This is a genomic window from Bacteroides salyersiae WAL 10018 = DSM 18765 = JCM 12988 (assembly GCF_000381365.1).
Lineage (GTDB): Bacteria > Bacteroidota > Bacteroidia > Bacteroidales > Bacteroidaceae > Bacteroides > Bacteroides salyersiae.
In genome coordinates this window covers 699,290-719,631 of record NZ_KB905467.1, presented here as the reverse complement: position 1 = coordinate 719,631, position 20,342 = coordinate 699,290, and the positions used below count along the sequence as shown (strand labels likewise).

Annotated in this window: 22 protein-coding genes; 11 read left to right on the top strand and 11 right to left on the bottom strand. The window is 42.6% G+C overall.

Annotation, left to right across the window (positions count from 1 at the left end):
- Window positions 1-13: 13 nt before the first annotated feature.
- The 7 genes from HMPREF1532_RS21845 to HMPREF1532_RS14210 all read right to left on the bottom strand — a co-directional run bounded on the left by HMPREF1532_RS21845 (window position 14) and on the right by HMPREF1532_RS14210 (window position 4,750).
- Entirely contained in the window at window positions 14-184 is a 171-nt protein-coding gene (locus HMPREF1532_RS21845; protein WP_005930872.1) for a hypothetical protein, read from the bottom strand.
- Window positions 185-532: 348 nt separating this feature from the next.
- The gene (locus HMPREF1532_RS14235) at window positions 533-1,552 is read right to left on the bottom strand and encodes an inorganic phosphate transporter (RefSeq protein WP_005930870.1); all 1,020 of its coding nucleotides are present in this window, start codon (window positions 1,550-1,552) and stop codon (window positions 533-535) included.
- Window positions 1,553-1,567: 15 nt separating this feature from the next.
- The gene (locus tag HMPREF1532_RS14230; RefSeq protein WP_005930868.1) at window positions 1,568-2,215 is read right to left on the bottom strand and encodes a DUF47 domain-containing protein; all 648 of its coding nucleotides are present in this window, start codon (window positions 2,213-2,215) and stop codon (window positions 1,568-1,570) included.
- Between the two features lie 18 nt (window positions 2,216-2,233).
- The gene (locus HMPREF1532_RS14225) at window positions 2,234-2,884 is read right to left on the bottom strand and encodes a DedA family protein (RefSeq protein WP_005930866.1); all 651 of its coding nucleotides are present in this window, start codon (window positions 2,882-2,884) and stop codon (window positions 2,234-2,236) included.
- Between the two features lie 92 nt (window positions 2,885-2,976).
- Window positions 2,977-3,351, bottom strand: coding sequence for a hypothetical protein (locus tag HMPREF1532_RS14220; RefSeq protein WP_240060020.1), 375 nt, complete (start codon window positions 3,349-3,351; stop codon window positions 2,977-2,979).
- Window positions 3,352-3,703: 352 nt separating this feature from the next.
- On the bottom strand, window positions 3,704-4,273 hold the full coding sequence (locus HMPREF1532_RS14215; RefSeq protein ID WP_005930857.1) for a sugar O-acetyltransferase: 570 nt from the start codon (window positions 4,271-4,273) through the stop codon (window positions 3,704-3,706).
- Between the two features lie 3 nt (window positions 4,274-4,276).
- Window positions 4,277-4,750, bottom strand: a complete 474-nt coding sequence (locus HMPREF1532_RS14210; protein ID WP_044097547.1) for a cyclophilin-like fold protein — start codon at window positions 4,748-4,750, stop codon at window positions 4,277-4,279.
- A gap of 286 nt (window positions 4,751-5,036) precedes the next feature.
- On the opposite strand from HMPREF1532_RS14210, the gene HMPREF1532_RS14205 reads away from it, so the two are divergent.
- Together HMPREF1532_RS14205 and HMPREF1532_RS14200 are read left to right on the top strand one after the other, a co-directional pair.
- Window positions 5,037-5,936 (top strand): helix-turn-helix domain-containing protein, encoded by a 900-nt coding sequence (locus tag HMPREF1532_RS14205; protein WP_005930851.1) that lies wholly within the window; start codon window positions 5,037-5,039, stop codon window positions 5,934-5,936.
- A gap of 246 nt (window positions 5,937-6,182) precedes the next feature.
- A complete protein-coding gene (locus tag HMPREF1532_RS14200; protein WP_005930848.1) occupies window positions 6,183-7,340 on the top strand; it encodes a hypothetical protein in 1,158 nt (385 codons plus the stop codon).
- Window positions 7,341-7,901: 561 nt separating this feature from the next.
- Here HMPREF1532_RS14200 and HMPREF1532_RS14195 read toward each other — a convergent pair.
- On the bottom strand, window positions 7,902-8,747 hold the full coding sequence (locus HMPREF1532_RS14195) for an alpha/beta hydrolase (RefSeq protein ID WP_005930845.1): 846 nt from the start codon (window positions 8,745-8,747) through the stop codon (window positions 7,902-7,904).
- A gap of 239 nt (window positions 8,748-8,986) precedes the next feature.
- Here HMPREF1532_RS14195 and HMPREF1532_RS14190 point away from each other — a divergent pair, with 239 nt between their 5' ends.
- The 7 genes from HMPREF1532_RS14190 to HMPREF1532_RS14160 all read left to right on the top strand — a co-directional run bounded on the left by HMPREF1532_RS14190 (window position 8,987) and on the right by HMPREF1532_RS14160 (window position 17,323).
- Window positions 8,987-9,577 (top strand): DUF417 family protein, encoded by a 591-nt coding sequence (locus HMPREF1532_RS14190; RefSeq protein WP_005930842.1) that lies wholly within the window; start codon window positions 8,987-8,989, stop codon window positions 9,575-9,577.
- Between the two features lie 30 nt (window positions 9,578-9,607).
- A complete protein-coding gene (locus tag HMPREF1532_RS14185; protein ID WP_005930839.1) occupies window positions 9,608-10,963 on the top strand; it encodes an FAD-dependent oxidoreductase in 1,356 nt (451 codons plus the stop codon).
- A gap of 112 nt (window positions 10,964-11,075) precedes the next feature.
- Complete coding sequence (locus HMPREF1532_RS14180) at window positions 11,076-12,014, top strand: DMT family transporter (RefSeq protein WP_244266440.1); 939 nt, start codon at window positions 11,076-11,078, stop codon at window positions 12,012-12,014.
- A gap of 243 nt (window positions 12,015-12,257) precedes the next feature.
- Window positions 12,258-12,845, top strand: a complete 588-nt coding sequence (locus HMPREF1532_RS14175; protein ID WP_005930834.1) for a DUF3575 domain-containing protein — start codon at window positions 12,258-12,260, stop codon at window positions 12,843-12,845.
- A 28-nt stretch (window positions 12,846-12,873) separates the two neighbouring features.
- Window positions 12,874-14,331: a DUF3868 domain-containing protein gene (locus HMPREF1532_RS14170; RefSeq protein ID WP_005930832.1), complete on the top strand. Its 1,458-nt coding sequence runs from the start codon at window positions 12,874-12,876 to the stop codon at window positions 14,329-14,331.
- Window positions 14,332-14,539: 208 nt separating this feature from the next.
- A complete protein-coding gene (locus tag HMPREF1532_RS14165; protein WP_005930829.1) occupies window positions 14,540-16,039 on the top strand; it encodes an L-lactate permease in 1,500 nt (499 codons plus the stop codon).
- A gap of 252 nt (window positions 16,040-16,291) precedes the next feature.
- Window positions 16,292-17,323, top strand: coding sequence for a GNAT family N-acetyltransferase (locus HMPREF1532_RS14160; protein WP_005930826.1), 1,032 nt, complete (start codon window positions 16,292-16,294; stop codon window positions 17,321-17,323).
- Between the two features lie 99 nt (window positions 17,324-17,422).
- Here the strand turns inward: HMPREF1532_RS14160 and HMPREF1532_RS14155 are convergent, their stop codons facing one another.
- Together HMPREF1532_RS14155 and HMPREF1532_RS14150 are read right to left on the bottom strand one after the other, a co-directional pair.
- On the bottom strand, window positions 17,423-18,025 hold the full coding sequence (locus tag HMPREF1532_RS14155; protein ID WP_005930823.1) for a nucleotidyl transferase AbiEii/AbiGii toxin family protein: 603 nt from the start codon (window positions 18,023-18,025) through the stop codon (window positions 17,423-17,425).
- The gene (locus HMPREF1532_RS14150; protein WP_005930820.1) at window positions 17,980-18,285 is read right to left on the bottom strand and encodes a DUF6922 domain-containing protein; all 306 of its coding nucleotides are present in this window, start codon (window positions 18,283-18,285) and stop codon (window positions 17,980-17,982) included. The genes HMPREF1532_RS14155 and HMPREF1532_RS14150 overlap by 46 nt, the downstream gene beginning before the upstream one ends.
- 313 nt (window positions 18,286-18,598) lie before the next feature.
- Here HMPREF1532_RS14150 and HMPREF1532_RS14145 point away from each other — a divergent pair, with 313 nt between their 5' ends.
- The gene (locus HMPREF1532_RS14145; protein ID WP_005930817.1) at window positions 18,599-18,946 is read left to right on the top strand and encodes a type II toxin-antitoxin system RelE/ParE family toxin; all 348 of its coding nucleotides are present in this window, start codon (window positions 18,599-18,601) and stop codon (window positions 18,944-18,946) included.
- Window positions 18,947-18,950: 4 nt separating this feature from the next.
- Window positions 18,951-19,277 (top strand): helix-turn-helix domain-containing protein, encoded by a 327-nt coding sequence (locus tag HMPREF1532_RS14140; RefSeq protein ID WP_005930816.1) that lies wholly within the window; start codon window positions 18,951-18,953, stop codon window positions 19,275-19,277.
- Window positions 19,278-19,326: 49 nt separating this feature from the next.
- Here the strand turns inward: HMPREF1532_RS14140 and HMPREF1532_RS14135 are convergent, their stop codons facing one another.
- The gene (locus HMPREF1532_RS14135; RefSeq protein ID WP_005930814.1) at window positions 19,327-20,280 is read right to left on the bottom strand and encodes an MraY family glycosyltransferase; all 954 of its coding nucleotides are present in this window, start codon (window positions 20,278-20,280) and stop codon (window positions 19,327-19,329) included.
- Window positions 20,281-20,342 lie beyond the last annotated feature (62 nt).

The following is a 20,342-nucleotide window of genomic DNA, read 5'->3' as shown; positions in this document are numbered from 1 at the left end:
TACTATTTTAGGTTTATAAATATACTATATTTACATATCTTCCATCGAAATTGTAACATGAAATCAACCATGCTTTCCATACTTGTACATCCATAAGCTGCCCGATATACTTTGGAACACCATCGGTAAAAGTACAGAATGCCAACAAATCATCTTTTGTATAGTCTGCCTTATGTTCCGACATGATTTCTTTTCATACGGAAGTTGTAAAAGGAACTAACTTCATTATATTGTCAGCACGGTCATACAAAAGCTCTTTGGAATCCCTGAAGATTTGTATCATCTTTAACATCAGCCCAACCAACCACCGCAACACCAAGCAGTTTTGTCCTATACAGATGAGATAAAACGATCTATAATGACTAAAAATCCAATCGAAACGACACACTGTGTAACTTTCTACACAAGTAGCCTCATATGCCCATCCATTTCCAGTTTCAACATAGCTTCATCTCCCAATAAAACTGATTGATTGCAAAATCAGCAACCATACTTCAAACTAAAATGTCCGGCAACAACCCTGCTAATACATTCATCCCAGAAAAAAAGACATAATGAGATAAAATACCGCCGCCAACAATCCACTTACCGGAATAGTCAGCACCCAAGCAGTCATCAGATTTTTAGTAACTCCCCACCGGACTGCTGAAAGTCTTTTAGTAGCCCCCACTCCGATAATAGCTCCCGTAATGGTATGTGTCGTACTAACCGGAATCTTCAAATACTCCGTCAGATACAACGTGAAAGCACCGGCAGTCTCCGCGATAACTCCCTCTAAAGGGGTCACCTTGGTTATTTTGGTTCCCATAGTCTTTACAATTTTCCACCCACCGGACATCGTACCCAATGAAATAGCCGTAAAACAGGAAAATGCTACCCAATCCGGCAAATCATTAATGCTGTTTATCCCCATCCCCAAACCTTCAGAATGTCCTGCTATCATGGCAGCAGCAATAATCCCCATCACTTTCTGAGAATCGTTCAAGCCGTGCCCGATACTGAACAAAGCCGAAGAGACAAGCTGCAACTTCTTAAACCAGACTTCAGCAGTATGGGGATGTGCCCGCTTACAGATATAAAGCACCAACAAAGTAAATCCGAATGCAATAACCATGCCTATCAAGGGGGCCAGGAAGATGAAAGCCGCAATTTTCAATATGATATTCATCTGAATGGCCTCAAAGCCGTGAGCCATGATGGCCGCTCCCGCAAAACCGCCGATTAACGTATGCGATGACGACGAAGGAATGCCCTTCCACCAAGTAAACAGATTCCAAACAATGGCAGCTATCACTCCCGCCAAGATGATGGGTAATGTAATATACGACTCTACTACCGTTTTCGATACAGTGTTGGCTATGCCAAAGCCCCCGATGATACATTTGGCAATAAAGAAAGCTACAAAATTAAAGAATGCAGCCCATATCACTGCCTGGAAAGGGGTCAGTACTTTGGTAGATACAATAGTGGCAATTGAATTTGCCGCATCGTGAAAACCGTTGATGTAATCGAATATCAGAGCCAATACAATGATAATCACTAATAATTCCATGTGCCGTACCTGTATTTATGCGTATTTCACAATCAAACTTCTCAATATCTTGCCCACATGCTCTGCCGCATCAGTGGTCTTTTCCAGTTCGTGTACAATTTCTTTAACCTTGATGAGTTCAATACAGTCTTTCTCTTCCTCAAAAAGTTTGGTAATAAAGAGTTCATAAATATCATCTGCTTGATTCTCGATATCGTGCATCTTTGAGCAATACCCACGCAAGGTATTCGGATTCTTACGAAAAGTCTCAAGCTCATCCATCGCTTTGACAATATAGTCCGCCTCCTGCCGGATCATACGGCTCAGTTCCTTTCCACTCTCAGAGATGGGGCGAGGATTATAGATGGTAATACGTTTTGCACAACTATTTATTCCGTCAATCACATCGTCAATGCTCGAAGCCAGATCATGAATGTCCTCACGGTCAAACGGTGTAATAAAAGTGGTACCCAATTCATCCAAAATCAGATGGGTAAGCTTATCTCCTTCACGTTCCATATCCTTGATCTGTTTATAATAACCGGCTCTTTCTTCAGGCGAATCATGCTTCAGGCTCTCCACTAAAAGCTCCGATGAAGCGACCAGGATTTCAGACAATTGTTTCAACAAAGGAAAAAATTTGGGTTCTTTGGGTGTAAACCTACTAAAAAAAGAATTTTTCATAAATGTATATATTTTAAATTATTTCGTTTGTTTACGGGATTTCAGCCGGGCGCGCACCACCTCGACCGCAGCAGGCAATACTGATACCGCTATGATGGCGACAATCAGCAGTTTCAGATTCTCCTGTACGAAAGGAAGATCTCCGAAGAAATATCCTGCGTAACAGAATATGGCAATCCACAGTGCTCCGCCTATCAGATTGTACAGCATGAAATAGTAATAATGCATACTCCCCATTCCTGCCACAAACGGAGCAAACGTACGGACTATGGGCACAAAACGTGCAAAAATAATAGTCTTTCCGCCATATTTTTTATAAAACTCATGGGTTTTCTCAAGATGGCTTCGCCTGAATATCCTGGAATTGGGATTACTGAACAGTGTCCGCCCAAAGAAGCGTCCTATCATATAATTACAGGAGTCACCCAGAACTGCGGCAACAAACAAAATCAAGAACAGCATATTCACATCAAGGGGTGTATCGGGCAATGCCGCAATAGCACCTGCCACAAAGAGCAGAGAGTCACCTGGCAGAAAAGGTATTACCACCAGACCGGTTTCACAAAAAATAATCAAGAATAAAATGACATACGTCCAGGTATGGTATTCCTGTACGATATCAATCATATATTGATCGATATGAAGAATAAAATCCAATAAAAAATCCATTTTGTATGATTAATCAGTACTTAAATAGAAAAAACAAGTACAAAGAAGAGAAGAAACTTTCAAAAAAAAAGAAAGCATTAAATAAGAAAGCACTAAATAAGAATACGTCTCAGCGTATAGATATAATATCTATAAGAGAAATTGAATGGATTGATACTGAATGAAAAGGAGGTTGTTTTTTCTTCGGGAAGCAAAATCTTCAGAGACTTCACAATTCTGGCAATGATAGAAGCCGTATTATTTCTTAAAATCTTGGAGGGAGAAGTACAACGGAATGAAAAGTTATTTCCTATACTGACATCATCCGTCTGGTTATCGTAAGACTCACATTGCATCCCGGCTTCATAGTGATTGAGAAACTTTTCCGACAAGGTATGCCATTTTTCAGGATGATGCTGTGTGTCTACTATGGCATGCAGTGTCTCGCATTCCTCTATATCACCGGAAACAGATACCACTTTTGACATAAGGAATAACCCCAACAACATATAGAAGATATACTTCACCATAGCGGCCGCAAAGATAGAAAGTATTTTTAAGAGTAAAAACCATTCAAACTTTTATTTTCACTTTCCTTATCAGGCCTATCAAATTAACCTGCTTTTTATGTCTTATCCCAATGGAGCATCGAACGGGATACTCTGAACACCGCTCATCCATGCCAACCACAAACAGTCTCCCTTGACATCATTGCCCCCCCTTTAAGTTTTTCAGCAACCTCCCTGCCTTTGCGAATCGTTTCTCTGTACAGAAGCAAGCCATGTTATCAGCATCGGCCGGACAGGCTTCCGAATGCCATATGTGATAGTACTCTCATGCTCATTTTACAATTATAGACTTGATAAATCTTGCAGGAACACCGCCTACTATCGTATTTGCCTCCACATCTTTTGTCACGACTGCTCCGGCGCCGATGACGGCATTATCTCCAATGGTTACCCCCTGAAGAATTGTGGCGTTAGAGCCTACCCATACATTTCTGCCGAGGATGATAGGTGCAGGATAGGTCGTTTGACGCTCTTCCGGAGCCAAACCATGATTTAACGTGGCAAATACTACATTATGCCCGATCTGACATCCGTCACCGATCGTCACACCGCCATGATCTTGAAAATGACAGCAGGCATTAATGAATACACCTTCACCGACAGTGATATTCTTACCGAAATCGGCATAGAACGGTGGAAATACCCGCAGCGATGACGGCACTCGATAACCGAATAACTCGGAGAGCAATCCTCGTACTTCATCCGGTGTATGGTATGCCGTATTCAGCCGGAAAGTGATACGTCTCGATTCGTTACTCATATCGTCCATAAAGCGGTGTATCTCCTCCGTATCGAGTGCCTTGCGGGTCTTTACATATTCCTTGAATTCGTTCGTAGTCATCTCTTATCTCCTTTCAAATTTTACGGGTACATCTCCGGCCACACCCAAAACCCCGATACCGCTACCGTCGATACGACCTATTTTAATCAAATCGTTGCTGTGCGACCAGCTTTTGCAAAAAATAGCGACATTACCCCACGGCACATAGATGGTAATATCGCCGGGCACAGGAGTACAACCGCGTGTAACGCCCCCGGTCGTCAGAGCCGGAGAGGGATAGAAAATTTTCTCCGTTACATTGTTGTAATCGTTCAATGTCACTTCAAACGGCAGACGCGAGAGGAAATCCCGTGCAGCAGCATTATCTTCCATCGTTGCGGTGACCGTGCGGTCACCGACCGTAATGTTTACAGCCAATGAAGATACATCGGGAGTTTCGGATTGTCCGGGTGTAAACGGCTCGTCGTCGGAGCCCTCGCATGCTGCCATCGACAGGACGGTCAGCAGCATCATGGGAATCAATAATAACTTTTTCATTTCATTTCTTATTTTGATGCAAATATAGATGGTATCTGCCACATGCTTTGTAGACAAATCCCCGGTATTCATACCCGAATTACAGATTCTGCAAAAAACAATATGTCATTCGAATTAATCACTGCTAATCAGCATCCTAACATGGATTACAGAATAGCTAACACGAATTACGGATTATGATGCTCATAATATGAATATCCGAAATAAAACACTTATTTTTGTAGTGGAGTAAACAGATGCCAGTGGAGTAAACAGATGCCGAATGATGAAATAAACAGATACCGATATGGAGAATATAATAAAACTGGAAACCATTCAAGACTATAACAATTTATTGGGAACAAAAACCCTGCATCCTTTAGTCAGTGTAACGGATCTTTCTACCCTAAAATCGATCAGACATTGCCGGAAGAACTTCGGTTTTTATTGTGTATTCTACAAAGAACTTGCTTGCGGAACACTTCAGTATGGCCGTAATAAATACGATTATGAAGACGGTACACTGGTTTTTATCTCTCCGGGGCAAATAGCCGGCATCAATGATGACGGAGAAACCGTGAATCCCAAAGGCATCGTGCTGATGTTCCACGCGGACTTGCTATACGGAACTCCCCTCGCCCGCAGGATGAAAGACTATACTTTTTTCTCTTATGAATCTAACGAAGCCCTCCACATGTCGGACCGCGAACGCCGGATCATCCTGAATTGTTTTCACGAGATACGCGAAGAGTTGGAGCACACCATCGACAAGCATACCAAGCAGATTATCACTTCCAACATAGAAACTTTGCTCAATCATTGCGTGCGCTTTTACGAACGCCAGTTCGTGACCCGCGAAGTGGTCAATCGCGACTTGCTTACCAATTTCGAACGAATACTTCAACAGTATTTCGATTCGGAAAAGACGTCTACCATAGGATTGCCATCCGTACAGTATTGTGCCGAACAGATGCATCTTTCTCCGAACTATTTCGGAGATCTGGTGAAAAGGGAAACCGGAAAATCGGCACAAGAATATATTCAGTTGGCCATCATGGAAAGAGTAAAAGAATTGTTGGCCGAAAGCAATAAGACAATCAGCGAAATAGCTTATGAGTTAGGCTTTAAATATCCACACCATTTGAGCAGGATATTCAAGAAAGTTATCGGAATTACTCCGAATGAGTATCGCCTGCAAGTGGTATAAAGAGAGCCGGGAATGGATGGAAATGAAGTTTTTAAACGGTTATTGAGGCAGTTTACTAAAAAAATCATATATTTGTTGAATGAAGGACAGGCATGCGATCCTTTTTATGCACGTATAGTTGTGCCGGAGACTTAAACTAAACCTTTTGAGTTAACCAAAGATGAAAGTATCAGAAGATGCTTTCTGTGATTATGTTACATATACACAATAATATTCATCTGTTCAACAAATTAATCTTAATCGCCCATGAAACAACCATCCAGCACTCGACGGAAACAAACCGCAAAAGCCGTCATTCTATTCTTTCTCGGAATTTCTGTTTTATGTTCCTGCCAAAGGGGAATTGACATTACAAAGATCGAAGCGATGCCCGAGGGGGCTGCCAAAGATTCGGCCATGTTGTACTATTATCAAGGAGTCAGGCCCGGTGACTTTGTTACCGTGAAGAAATCTACAAAAGACGAACTTAATGAAATCAATGATTCGGCTATTCCCATTTATCTGACTACGTCAGCCGAAGTGAAAAGAGACCAGGATCTTAACGTCACGAACAAGGTTTGCCAGATATTCAGGGGAGACACCTTACAGATTGTCGGCGGATATGACAAAAGTCTCTCGCGTGAGAAATTTATGCAAAAGACGGATTATTCGCATGCTGTAATAGTGAAGGCCATAAAAAACGGTAAAACGGTGGGAGAAGGCTGGTGCGATGCCGGTATGTTTAATCCTTTACAGCATAACTGGGCCATCGTTTTTTATCAACCGCAAGATGTTTTAGCATTACTTTTTATTTTCGGTGGCGCATTCTTTCTTGTTTTTCTGTTGTGGAAACTCATATACTGGCTTGTTGTAAGCAAAATCCGCAAGAACGTCTGTTTCTATCAAAGAGATAAAATCTACTTCAAGGCTATTTATCTGATTGTTTCGGCCCTTGTAGGACTATTCATCTTTTACGTAGACTACAACGAGGATCTTGTCAGCTCATTGAAATTCAATCCGGACTTTTTCGCCCATTTCTCGGAATATCCGTTCATGCTAAAACTTCTGCCATTAATGATACTCCTCTGGATCGCCTCTACAATAGGAATGCTGTGGGAAATGATAAAGAAATTCAAAACATGGTGGCTCATCATCTATTTTCCCGGGATATGGTCGATCGGATTCCTGATCATTGCACTTATTTTTGCAACAAGCTGGTTGATTTATTTCATACTGCCGACAGTGGTCGCATTTGCTATCATGGCACTTGTCAAAGACAGCAGTTTCGTAAAGGCGATGGACAACAGCAGCGGTAAATCAAGCAAACCGGTTCTTGGATATAACGCACAGGGACAGCCCGTACGTGAAGGTGACGGTGGTGCCATTGCACACAGAACTTGGGACGAGTATGCGAACAGCAAATAGCAAGTTAGCCAAATGCCGTTTATTGCATCCATTTGCTACAATATCATCGCTTTCGCTAACACAGCAGTCCTGAAAACAATTAAAAATAGAGAATAGGTTGCATAATAAAGTAATTTACATGAGATATTTTCTGTATATTTCTGTCATATATGGATAAATATGTGATTTATCTCGGCATGTCAGGCTCATTATCCCGGCATGATAGACTCCGTTCCTCTACGAGGAACGGAGTAAAACTCTACGAGAAACACTGAAAGACTCTACGAGAAAAATCAATTCCGCCCTAAAACACATTTTGGAGCGCTAACTGATGACCGGAGATACACTGACTTCAAATATCCCAAAGCGTACTAAACACATTCTTCAGAAACAATTTACGCACTAAACATTCAAATAAAGAGACATTTGTCACACAATCAGCAATAAATGATACAATCCGAATAAGCCTAACCGGAAATAAAGGAGATTTTATACAGTTACCCCAACCTTCTCCCTAATGAAGGGATTCTGAGGATACAAGAATATCACTTTGTCATTTTGCCACATTGAAAAGAAAAAATATCATCGGGCAAACAAGCATTTCAAACCGTCGTAAATTGCCGGAAGAGCAATCGTACCGTGTGTCTCTTCCGGAAATTTCTTTGAAACAACACGCAAGTTGCAACGTTCCATCTCCGGAATTACCGTATCCAGAAAGGTGTCAGTCAACGGAAAATGTATCAGATTCCTCTCGGTACGAGGACGGGTGGCAAAAGCAACATACAACTGTTTTCCATCAAAAACCGTTTTATCACCCCGCGTACCGGCCTGTTTCAGAAAAGCTCCCTGATCCCACCACAAGCTGGGATCGAGTGCCATATAAGTATCGAACGATTCCGGATGATTCCACAAAACATGCAAAGCAAATAATCCTGCAAACGAGTGGCCTACCAACATATTCTGCCCACCGACCGGAAATTCTTTTTCGATAGCCGGACGTAACTCTTCTACCAGAAAACGATAGAATTGTTCTGCACCCCCTCCTTTCGGTTCATCACCGGAATGGACAGTTCCGTCGCGACGGGCAGCCGAAGGGGTCGGTGTCAAATCTCTCGTACGGTCTGTATTCAAAACAGCCACTACGACGCAAGGAGGCAGCGAAGAGACTCTGGAAGAAGAAAAGAAACGGGTGAACCCTACCACCGTATGAAAGAAAGAATCGCCATCCAACAGATAAAGAACCGGGTAATTCCGTTCCGTCTCTCCGGGGCGCTTCTCGGGTTGATAAACCCAGTAGGCTCTCTCCTCGTTCAATAGCCGGGAAAACAGAGTATGACGTTCTCCTATGGAAATCGTCTCCTGCCCTTGTGCCCGAAAAGAAAATACCACACACATCGCAACGACACACAATAGAAATAATCGCTTCATTTCACCTTATTTTATTTAAGGCCGCAAAGTTCAGATAAAAAATCCGTTTTATCCATCCCCATTTTTAGGTATTATTTCTGCCTTTCCACCTTGTCGCCCACCCGTACTGTTCCCGGCCTTTGTGATAAAAAAACAGGAAAAGGAATAATTGCCAATTTATTCTGCAAAATTGCCATTTCCGGCTACGGAAAAACAGCCGATCTTTGCAACATAAAATTTAACCCATAAAAAAGATTAAGATGAGGACAAGATTGAATTCGTTGTTTATTGCATTTCTGAATGTAGCGGCATCTACACAAAAATTAGGTATCAACCTGATCCGTGTAGCTATATTAGTGATATTCGTTTGGATCGGTGGTCTGAAATTCTGGAACTATGAAGCCGAAGGCATTGTTCCGTTTGTTGCGAACAGCCCTTTCATGAGTTTCTTCTATACAAAGAGTGCTCCCGAGTACAAAGAGTACAAACTGAAAGAGGGGGAATTCAATGAAGCGAAACACAAATGGCACGAGGAAAACAACACGTATGGCTTTTCACGCGGGTTGGGAATTTTAATTATGGGTATCGGCATACTGACATTTTTAGGGATATTCTCTTCCAAAATAGGACTGGCAGGTGCAGGATTGGCTATCATCATGACATTAGGGACACTTTCGTTTCTGGTCACCACACCGGAAGTCTGGGTGCCGGACTTGGGTAGCGGAGAACATGGTTTTCCCCTGTTGACCGGAGCGGGAAGACTGGTTATCAAAGACACGGCCATACTGGCAGGAGCCATCGTAGTACTGTCCGATTCGGCAAAAAAGGTCTTGGCACAATTAAAAAAATAGCTTTTCAGCATAATTAAAAAAAACAAAGTCATGAAACAGTTTGATGCAATTATCATAGGTTTTGGCAAAGGGGGGAAAACCTTAGCAGCAGAGTTGGCAAAACGCGAACAGAAAGTCGCAGTAATCGAACGTTCGGACAAGATGTACGGAGGTACGTGTATCAACATCGGCTGCATTCCGACCAAGACACTGGTTCATCTGTCCAAACTGACTCCTGCCGGTAGTTCTTTCAAAGAAAAAAGAGAATATTACCGGCAGGCAATTGCCCGGAAGGAGGAAGTTACTTCGATGTTACGGAAGAAAAACTATCATAATCTGGCTGATAACCCTTATATCACGGTATATACGGGAACCGGTTCCTTTGAAGACAAAGAGGTGGTAAAAATAACAACCGGCAGTGAGGTTCTCCGGATCAAAGCTCCGCAAATTTTTATCAACACCGGATCGGAGACAGTGATTCCGCCAATCGAAGGGATCAAAGACAATCCCTCGGTATACACCAGTACTTCTATTATGGAAATGAAAGAGCTTCCCGAAAGACTGGTAATTGTGGGCGGCGGTTATATCGGCCTGGAATTTGCATCGATGTATGCTTCGTTCGGCGCCAAAGTAACCGTACTGGAAAGCTATCCGCAGTTCATCTCACGAGAGGACAGGGATATAGCCGACAGCGTAAAAGAGACCTTGGAAAAGAAAGGCATATCATTCATCCTGAATGCAAAAGTACAGGAGATAAAAGGTAATACGGTCGTTTACCGGAATGCGGAAAACGGAGAAACTCACGTACTGGACGCAGATGCCATTTTATTGGCAACCGGACGTCGCCCCAACACCCGGGAGCTTCGTCTGGAAGCGGCTGGCGTAGAGGTCAACGAACGCGGAGCAATTATAGTAGACGAGTTCCTGAAAACAACGAACCCTCAAATCCGTGCCATCGGTGACGTGAAAGGCGGTTTACAATTCACCTATATCTCTTTGGACGACTACCGTATCATTCGCGAAGATTTGTTCGGAAAGCAGCAGCGCACCCTGAATGATCGTGATCCGGTGAGCTATTCCGTATTTATCGACCCGCCGCTATCACGCATCGGCATGAGTGAAGAAGAAGCCCGGAAAGCCGGCCGGAATTTTAAAGTAAACAAACTGCCCGTAACGGCCATCCCCCGTGCAAAAACATTGGGAGAGACCGATGGCCTGTTCAAAGTAATCATAGATACGGATACCAACCGGATTTTAGGATGTACCTTGTTCGGCCCCGAATCGAGCGAAATAATCAATCTGGTAACTTTCGCTATGAAAACCGGACAAGAATATACGTTCTTACGGGATTTTATCTTCACACATCCCAGTATGAGCGAATCTTTAAATGATTTAATGAATATATAGGAATACCTCACCGGAGAAAGCAAAAAAGAGCGAAAACATCATCCGTATCCCTGTCAAAACTTATACTTTTGCAACGTTTTTACAGTTATATAAGATCATGCAGTTTCAATCAATAAACAAAACAAAAGGTATCCTGTACGCGGCAGTCTCCTCTTCCACGTTCGGACTGGCGCCTTTCTTTTCCGTGATGCTTCTCAACATCGGTTTCTCTTCCTTCGAGGTGTTGAGTTATCGTTGGGGAATAGCATCTCTCACACTGATACTTTTCGGCTGGCTGTCCGGGTGTAACTTCCGATTGAATAAAAAAGATTTCGGAACCGTCTTTCTATTAAGTCTGTTTCGGGCAGCTACTTCCCTGAGCCTTTTGATCGCTTATCAAAACATAGCCAGCGGAGTAGCTTCCATCATTCACTTCATGTACCCATTGGCCGTGGCCATGAGCATGATCCTCTTTTTCCATGAAAAGAGATCGACATGGATCATTACCGCCATATCGATGTCGATCGTCGGCGCCATACTCCTTTCATCGGGAAACATCGGTCATGGCAACGGTAACACTACGCTCGGTATCATATCCGCCTGTATATCCGTATTCTCTTACGGCGGATACATTATCGGAGTAAGAAAAAGCCGTGCAGTACAGATCGAATCGACTGTGCTGACTTGTTATGTAATGGGATTAGGAGCGCTTCTCTTCATCATTTGCGGCTGTTTCACCAGTGGCATCCGGCTGGTAACAGAAGGTGTTACCTGGTTATACATCTTAGGATTAGCATTACCGGCTACAGCCATTTCAAACATCACACTGGTCAAGGCAATCAAGCACATCGGCCCTACCCTCACCTCCATATTCGGGGCAATGGAACCTCTGACGGCAGTCATCATCGGCATAGTAGCCTTTAAAGAATCATTCACCGTAGCAAGCGCCATCGGAATCATGCTGATCGTTACGGCAGTCACCATTGTTGTGTGCAAAAAAAATAATGTGCCAATTAATAATGTGCCAATTGGACAATGTGCCAATATGCCAATTAAAGAATGTATTAATTGAAGAATGTATTAATATATCAATGTGATAATTGAAGAATGCAGTAATTGAAAAAAGGTGTAATGTACCAATAAAAGGAGAGAATATAGCAATTGGTTTGCAGCATATTCCTTACCCTACAGCGCAGCCAATTGGCACATTGGCATATTGGCACATTGACAAATTATTATCCTCCTCCTGAAAACAAATCCGTAGCGGTAAGTGTTGATACCCGAAATAAATAATAAAACCTATACCAAAACGGAAATGAGAACAATGAAATTGATTTTAGCAGTAGGGTTTCTGCTCGCTTTTGCCACAGGGGTAAATGCCCAAAAGCAAAGAACCCAGACCTATCTACCCAAAATTGCCATCAAAACCAATGCCCTCTATTGGGCCACAAGTACTCCGAATCTGGGACTTGAAATAGGATTGGCTAAAAAATTAACCCTCGACATTTCGGGAAACTACAACCCCTGGAAGTTTTCGGATAACAAGCAATTGAAACACTGGCTCGTACAGCCCGAACTGCGTTACTGGCTCTGCGAACGGTTCAATGGCAGCTTCTTCGGCCTGCACGGACACTATGCCGATGCAGACATCAGCAACCTGGATATGTTCGGTTTGGGACACGACCGGTATGACGGTAAAATCTACGGTGCCGGCATCTCCTACGGTTATCAGTGGATATTGAAAAAACGTTGGAGCATGGAAGCTACCATCGGAGTGGGATATGCCCACATCAAATATGACAAATACGAGCCGGGAGACGACGGCCGCAAGATCGACCATAATACCAAAGACTACTTCGGACCTACCAAAATAGGCCTTAGCTTCATTTATACTTTCAAATAAACAACCAACCCATAAACCAATTATAACAATGAAAAGAAAAGTTATCTATATTCTGCTGGCCCTTGTCATCGCGCTTCCTGCCAGTGCCCAGAAACTTTATAATGACGCCATCAGCCTGTCGGGCGTATCGCTATGGCAACAGGGCAATTCTCTATACATAGACATGACGATCGACATGAAGAATCTGGCCGTCAGCCCCCAACGCTCACTGACTCTTACACCGCTATTGACAGACGGACAACACAATGTCCCTCTGCAAGACATCATCATTAACGGCCGCCGCCGTCAGAAAGCTTACGTTCGCGGTTTAGCCATCGAACGCGAAGCTCCTACGGCCATCGTCATCCCCTACGATAAAAGAGAAGTACTGAACTATACCCAAGTCATCCCCTACCAGCCGTGGATGGAGAATGCCTCGCTCAATCTTGTCGAGAATCTTTGCGGTTGCGGCAATAATGAAGAGATGATTGCCCAGGAACTGATCACCAACAGCGTGTCTACCGAAGCCAAACGACTGGCAGCCATGTCACCGATCGTAGCTTACATCCAACCACCGGTAGAAATAGTAAAAGAGCGTAGCGAACAGTACGAAGCCCATCTGGACTTCCCTGTAAGCAAATCGGTGATACTGACCGACTTTATGAATAATCACCAAGAACTGATGAACATACGTTCTATGTTCGGCAAGGTTCAGAATGACCGGAACCTCACCATCACCGGCATCAGCATCGAAGGATTTGCTTCGCCCGAAGGCCCGTTGAAATTCAACGAACAGCTTTCGCAAAAACGTGCCGAAGCGCTGAAAGCCTATCTCACCGCAAATGAAAAAGTACCGGCCAATCTCTATAAGGTATCTTTTGGAGGTGAAAACTGGGACGGATTGATAAAGGCTTTGGAAACCTCTTCCATGAAAGATAAAGAGACCTTCATCCACATCATCAAAAATACCGGTGATGATGCCCTCCGCAAAAAAGAGATCATGCACGTAGGCGGCGGAACTCCTTATCGCACTATGCTGAAAGAGATTTATCCGGGATTGCGCAAAGTGAACTGCAAGATAGATTATACGGTAGTCAACTTCGATGTGGAACAAGGCCGTATTGTCATCAAAACCAATCCGAAGTATCTGAGCCTGAACGAAATGTACCAGGTAGCCAACAGCTATCCGAAAGGCAGTGACGATTTTGTAAACGTATTCGATGTTGCCGTACGTATATACCCCGACGATGAAGTAGCCAACTTGAACGCCGCCGCTGTGGCACTGACCAAGAAGGATCTGAAAACAGCCGTGAAATTTATGGAAAAGGCCAACAAGCAGACAGCCGAATACATCAACAACAGCGGAGTGTATGATTTCCTCAACGGCAACATCAACCAATCCATCGCCGCCTTCACACAGGCTGCCCATATGGGCAATGATGCCGCAAAAGCAAACTTAAAGCAATTGCAGAAAATACTGGATTCCAAAAAGCCATCCGGTAAATAGCAGGAAGAACCCTTCTATTCATATAGATATATACAGCAAAGAGCCGGACAGGGTTCATGATGAAACCTGGTCCGGCTCTTCTCATACCTTTTATACCTCTGATATAAATATTTCTGTACTTTTTGAAATAAAATCATAAAAAACGACCGGCCGGACAGTCAAAACACCTGTTAGTTTTGTTATACATACATAACTTAAACTGACGATTATGACACTGATTCTTGCTATTGTTCCGGTTCTGCTTCTTATTGTATTGATGGCTTTTTTTAAGATGCCGGGCGACAGAAGCAGTGTCATCTCTCTCGTCGTGACCATGCTAATCGCCCTTTTCGGCTTTCATTTTGCAATAGACGATCTCGCCTGCTCCTTCCTGTACGGAGCGTTGAAAGCGGTTTCTCCTATTCTGATTATCATCGTGATGGCTATTTTCAGCTATAACGTATTATTGAAAACCCGGAAGATGGAAATCATCAAGCAGCAATTCACCTCCATCTCCACAGACAAGAGCATTCAAGTGTTACTGTTGACTTGGGGCTTCGGTGGATTGTTGGAAGCAATGGCCGGTTTCGGGACAGCCGTAGCTATCCCTGCCGCCATCCTGATCAGTCTCGGATTCAAGCCCGTGTTCTCCGCAGTGGTGAGCCTGATAGCCAACAGCGTTGCTACGGCGTTCGGTGCTATCGGTACCCCTGTACTCGTATTGGCCAAAGAAACCAGCCTCGATGTGCAGAACCTGAGTACCAATGTCGTATTACAGCTATCCGTACTCATGTTCCTCATCCCATTGGTTTTGCTGTTCCTCACCGATCCGAAGTTGAAATCACTTCCGAAAAATTTATTCTTAGCACTATTGGTAGGAGGCGTCTCCCTGACCAGCCAGTACATGGCCGCACGCTACATGGGTGCCGAATCACCGGCCATTATCGGAAGTATTCTTTCGATCATCGTGATCGTCATCTACGGAAAGCTCACCGCCCCGAAAGAAGAACGTGCCCGCAAGAACCCTCTGCGGACGAAAGATATTCTCAACGCCTGGAGCATCTACCTGCTCATCCTCTTGTTGATCATACTGACCAGTCCTCTGTTTCCCGGCCTGCGCCATACACTCGAAAATAATTGGGTCACCCGCATCAGCCTGCCTGTCGGGGACTCGACCCTAAACTATACCATCTCGTGGCTCACCCATGCAGGAGTACTTCTCTTCATAGGCACGTTTATTGGCGGGCTCATACAAGGTGCCGGAGTCAAAGAGATGTTCACCGTACTTTGGCATACGGTGAAGCAATTGAAGAAAACGTTCATCACGGTCATCTGCCTTGTCGGCCTTTCCACCATCATGGATACGGCAGGAATGATTGCCGTAGTCGCCACTGCCCTGGCTACTGCTACCGGAAGCCTTTATCCGCTTTTTGCACCCGTCATCGGATGTCTCGGTACTTTCATCACCGGCAGTGATACCTCATCGAATATCCTTTTCGGAAAGCTGCAAGCCAGCGTCGCCGGACACATCAACGTGAGTCCGGACTGGTTGTCGGCCGCCAATACGGTCGGTGCGACAGGAGGTAAAATCATATCTCCCCAAAGCATCGCTATCGCTACCTCGGCAAGCAACCAGCAGGGAAAAGAGGGAGAAATCCTAAAAGCAGCCATCCCCTATGCACTGGCCTATGTAGTGATAACAGGAGTTATCGTCTTTATTTTCAGCTAAAGACGCAATATTTAAATTTAAAGTTCTATATTTGACAACGAAATAAAAAACATTTTTTGAAAACAAATCCTTCATCTTCCAATATATTGGTGTGCTAAATAGCCTGTAGTTCTCACTACTCATCTGGCTATCCCCCCCTTTGTAAAATCCGGCATATTCTATCCGGACAGGAATCCTATTCTTATTTTTTTTAACGGAGACAAATCATGAGATCATCTCCTATTTACTCAACATTTTATCAACAGAAATCATATGATAGAAACAAAACGTTTAAGAATCATACCACTCGATTCGGAGCAGTTCGCCCTGCTTCTGAATGGAGTACACTTTATGGAAGACGCCTTAAGGCTGACTCCTTCCAACGAAACACTTGATCCGCATACCCGTCAGGCTATGACCGGTCAATATCAGCTTGCCGGCAAGCATCCCGAAAACTTTCTCCTGCTGACCAACTGGCAGATCATCTTGAAATCAGAAAACAAAGCCATCGGCTCCGCCTGTTTCAAAAACCTCCCCGATGCGGAAGGCAGCGTCGAAGTCGGTTACGGGATATATGCTTCCTACCGGAACCACGGTTATATGACCGAAGCTCTGAAAGCCTTATGTAAGTGGGCTTTCGACATTGCAGGGGTACAATCCGTCATAGCGGAAACCGAAAAAGACAATATCGCTTCCCAATATGTATTGCAGAAAAGCAAGATGAAGCAGTTTAAAGAATCAGCAGACAGTATCTGGTGGAAATTAAATAAAAAAACAATGGAAAAGAAAGAAATTATAGTTATCAGACAAGAAACCAAACAAGACCGGCACGAGTTATACCACTTAATACAAACCGCCTTTCAGACTGCCAAAGTAGCCGACGGCGATGAACAGGACTTCACCGTAAATCTGTGGAACAGTGAAAACTACATCCCCGAATTAGGATTAGTAGCCGAACTGAATGGAAAATTAATCGGCCATATTCTGCTCACCCGGATGTACGTGATACAGGAAGACGGGAACAAATTTGAATCTTTATTAGTGGCCCCCCTATCCGTGTTATTGGAATATAGAGACCACGGTGTGGGTTCCGCATTAATGAAAGAAGGTCTCAGACGGGGACGCGAGTTGGGATACAAAGCAGCGTTCCTTTGTGGCGATCCTGAGTATTATCACCGCTTCGGATTCAAATCAATCCGTGAATTCGGACTTACCAACCCGGAAATTCCGGAACCTTATGCGATGGGATACGAATTGGTTCCCGGAGCACTGGATCAAGTTACGGGAGTGGTAAAACTGACATAGTTCGTCAAAGGAGAGCTATAAAATGTAAAGCGGCATGTCTTCGGAAAATAGACATACCGCTTTACGTTTTTATTATCGAAAGTATATTATTAATTATTATCAAAAAATATTAGACAATATCTGTTGCTTAATATTTTCCCACGTTATATCAGTTAACATATACGGCATTATGTCCTCTTCAGCATCATCAAAATATGCTAAACTTTTCATTGCCATAAAAATAGACCCATCCGGATACTTTTGAGAGTAAAAATCCAATATATCATTCATAGAGAAATACCGCAATAAGAAAGCAATATCAACAAAATCCTTTTTAGTCCCCCTCCCAATAATAGCTGTAACTTTCATTGCTGCTATATCTTTTAAACTCGCCATCCGAATTCCTTGTTTTACTACTACATCATCAACCCATGAATATTGATAATCTACAATATCAATCTTAACATTGTTCAACAAATAAATATGAATACGAGGAGATTCTTTCAATACTGTCAAAGCACCTATTTGTTCCAATGCTATTACAAGTTCATCCTTTTCCACCTCTATTTTACCAAAAAAATCTAAATCTATAGATTTCCGATGTCCTATTTGCAAAGCTAAAGCAGTGCCTCCCACCAAGCGAGTTTTACATAATGCGGGGATACTCTGTAACTTCCTTAGAAGTTCCAGTGTTGTGGTATCGAGTGTTGATAAGTGTAACATCTGAATTCTTCTTTAGGAGTATTCGAAATGGAAGCAATATAAGCTAAAGCACGGGGTTCCAAATCTCTCATCTTTTTTACTTCTTCTACGATTCGAGGTAAACCATAATAAATACGTAATACCATCCAATCATTCCAGACACCATATTCCAACACTCTTTTTATTATATATTTAGAATGCCTGTCAATATCAATATCTTCTTTGTGTACATCCCAAAAAAGATGATTAGAAAACGTATTTATACATTCGTTTGCTGTCATAAAAATCTTCTTTGATAACAAAAGTAACACATTTATCCAAATATACAAAATCAAACCAGATTCTTTTCTACAACACAAACCAACTTATACGCGATTTACCATTAATCAAAAAATATTTGGCTTTAAATCCGTAGCAAACAACTGCGTAATACAACTGAGGAAATGATTACCTCGATGTTTATAACACGACAAAACGACTGTACTGAGATAATACTAAACTTGTTTCAGTTTCAGATTTGAGTGCTAATGCTTTTTCCCTCAAAATGTTTCTTCATATGGAACTATTTCTTTATCTTTATATCAAAATAAAGTAATGGAAACCAAGGCTAAATTTAATGTGATATTATCATCTGAAGCGAGTGATTTCCTTGAGGGACTAAATTCTAAAATTCGGGAGAAGATCATTTATAACATCCGTAAATCTACATATACTATAGACCCCGAGCTCTTTAAAAAGCTGGATGATACAAATATATGGAAATTTAGAACAAGATATAATAATGCTCAATACCGCTTGTTAGCTTTTTGGGATAAGACGAGTAATATAGATACTTTAGTGATTGCAACACACGGATTTATCAAAAAAACTCAAAAGACTCCATCAAAAGAAATAACAAAAGCCCAAGAAATAAGAAAAGAATATTTCAACTCTAAAAAATAGTGATATGAAAGATAACAAATTTTATACCCTCGGAGAAATTGAGGACAAATATATAGGGAAAAAAGGTACTCCTAAGCGAGACAAATATGAAGTTGATTTGCAAACTGATGTGCATTCTCACTTCATTGGTGAAGCGATCAAACAGGCCAGGCTATCAAAGAATATGACACAAGAAGAACTTGGTAGTTTAATCGGTGTACAAAGAGCACAAATTTCTCGTATAGAGAGTGGAAAGAATCTAACATTTTCTACCATAGCAAGAATTTTTAAAGCAATGGGAATAAGTGCCAAATTAGAAATTGGGAATTTAGGGAAAGTTGCTTTGTGGTAACTTAGAATATAAAAAGATAAGCGGATAAAAGGTTTATATATTTCTCAGCCTATTTATTCATGAGATGTAGTCGAAAATACTTTTTCATAAACAACACGTATAGCGTACCCAATATAAGTACGGTAGCCAACAAATACCAATAACCATACGAATAAAAATAGAAGTATCCGACTATCACCAATGCCTGTACCAGCATGTATACGGATGAAACCACCACATGAGGGATCTTCAGTTCATTCGCCATAATCTGATACAGATGCTTCCGGTGTGGCAAACCGATATTCTCATGAAGCATCAGGCGATGGATTATCGTCAGTACACTATCCACACCGTATACGGCCAACAGGATAATCCAACTGAAATCCTCCGTCCGGATAACTAACTTGCCGATAAAGAACAGCAGAACGAATGCAATGCAGACAGAACCGACATCACCGGCAAAACACTTGGCACGTTTCCGGAAATTGAAGAAGTTGAAAACAACGACACTGCAAAGCACCGTCAGAATAAAATCCTGTTCTACGAAAGAAACGACCGCCTCATTGATATAAGCAAGGGCTACGAGAACAACCAATGAATATCCGCCGGTGATGCCATTGATGCCATCCATGAAATTGTAGGCATTGATGATGCCCGTACAAACGATCAATGCCACAAAAAGCGTCCACCAGGGGAGTGAAAACAACCCCCATTGATAAAACATCAAAGCCATGGCGGAGAAATGAAACACCAGTCGGAGTACTTGTGAAGTGGAACGGATGTCGTCTACAAAGCTGATAAAGGTGATCAATGTCAAGGCAAGCATGAACCATGGATATTCAAAATGGCTCGTCAGAAAATAAGTCAATACACCAAAATAAAAGATGATCCCTCCACCACGCAAAGTAATGCGGGTGTGAGAACTACGTTCATTCGGCTTGTCGATGATATTACATTTATCAGCGATGCGGAAATAAAAAAGTTCTGCAAGGAAGAGCAGAACTAAGATGATTAGATAATACACAGTCTTATATATTTAAAAAGTATCTTCGATCATGGAAATAATAAAAGAGCCAATCATCTGAT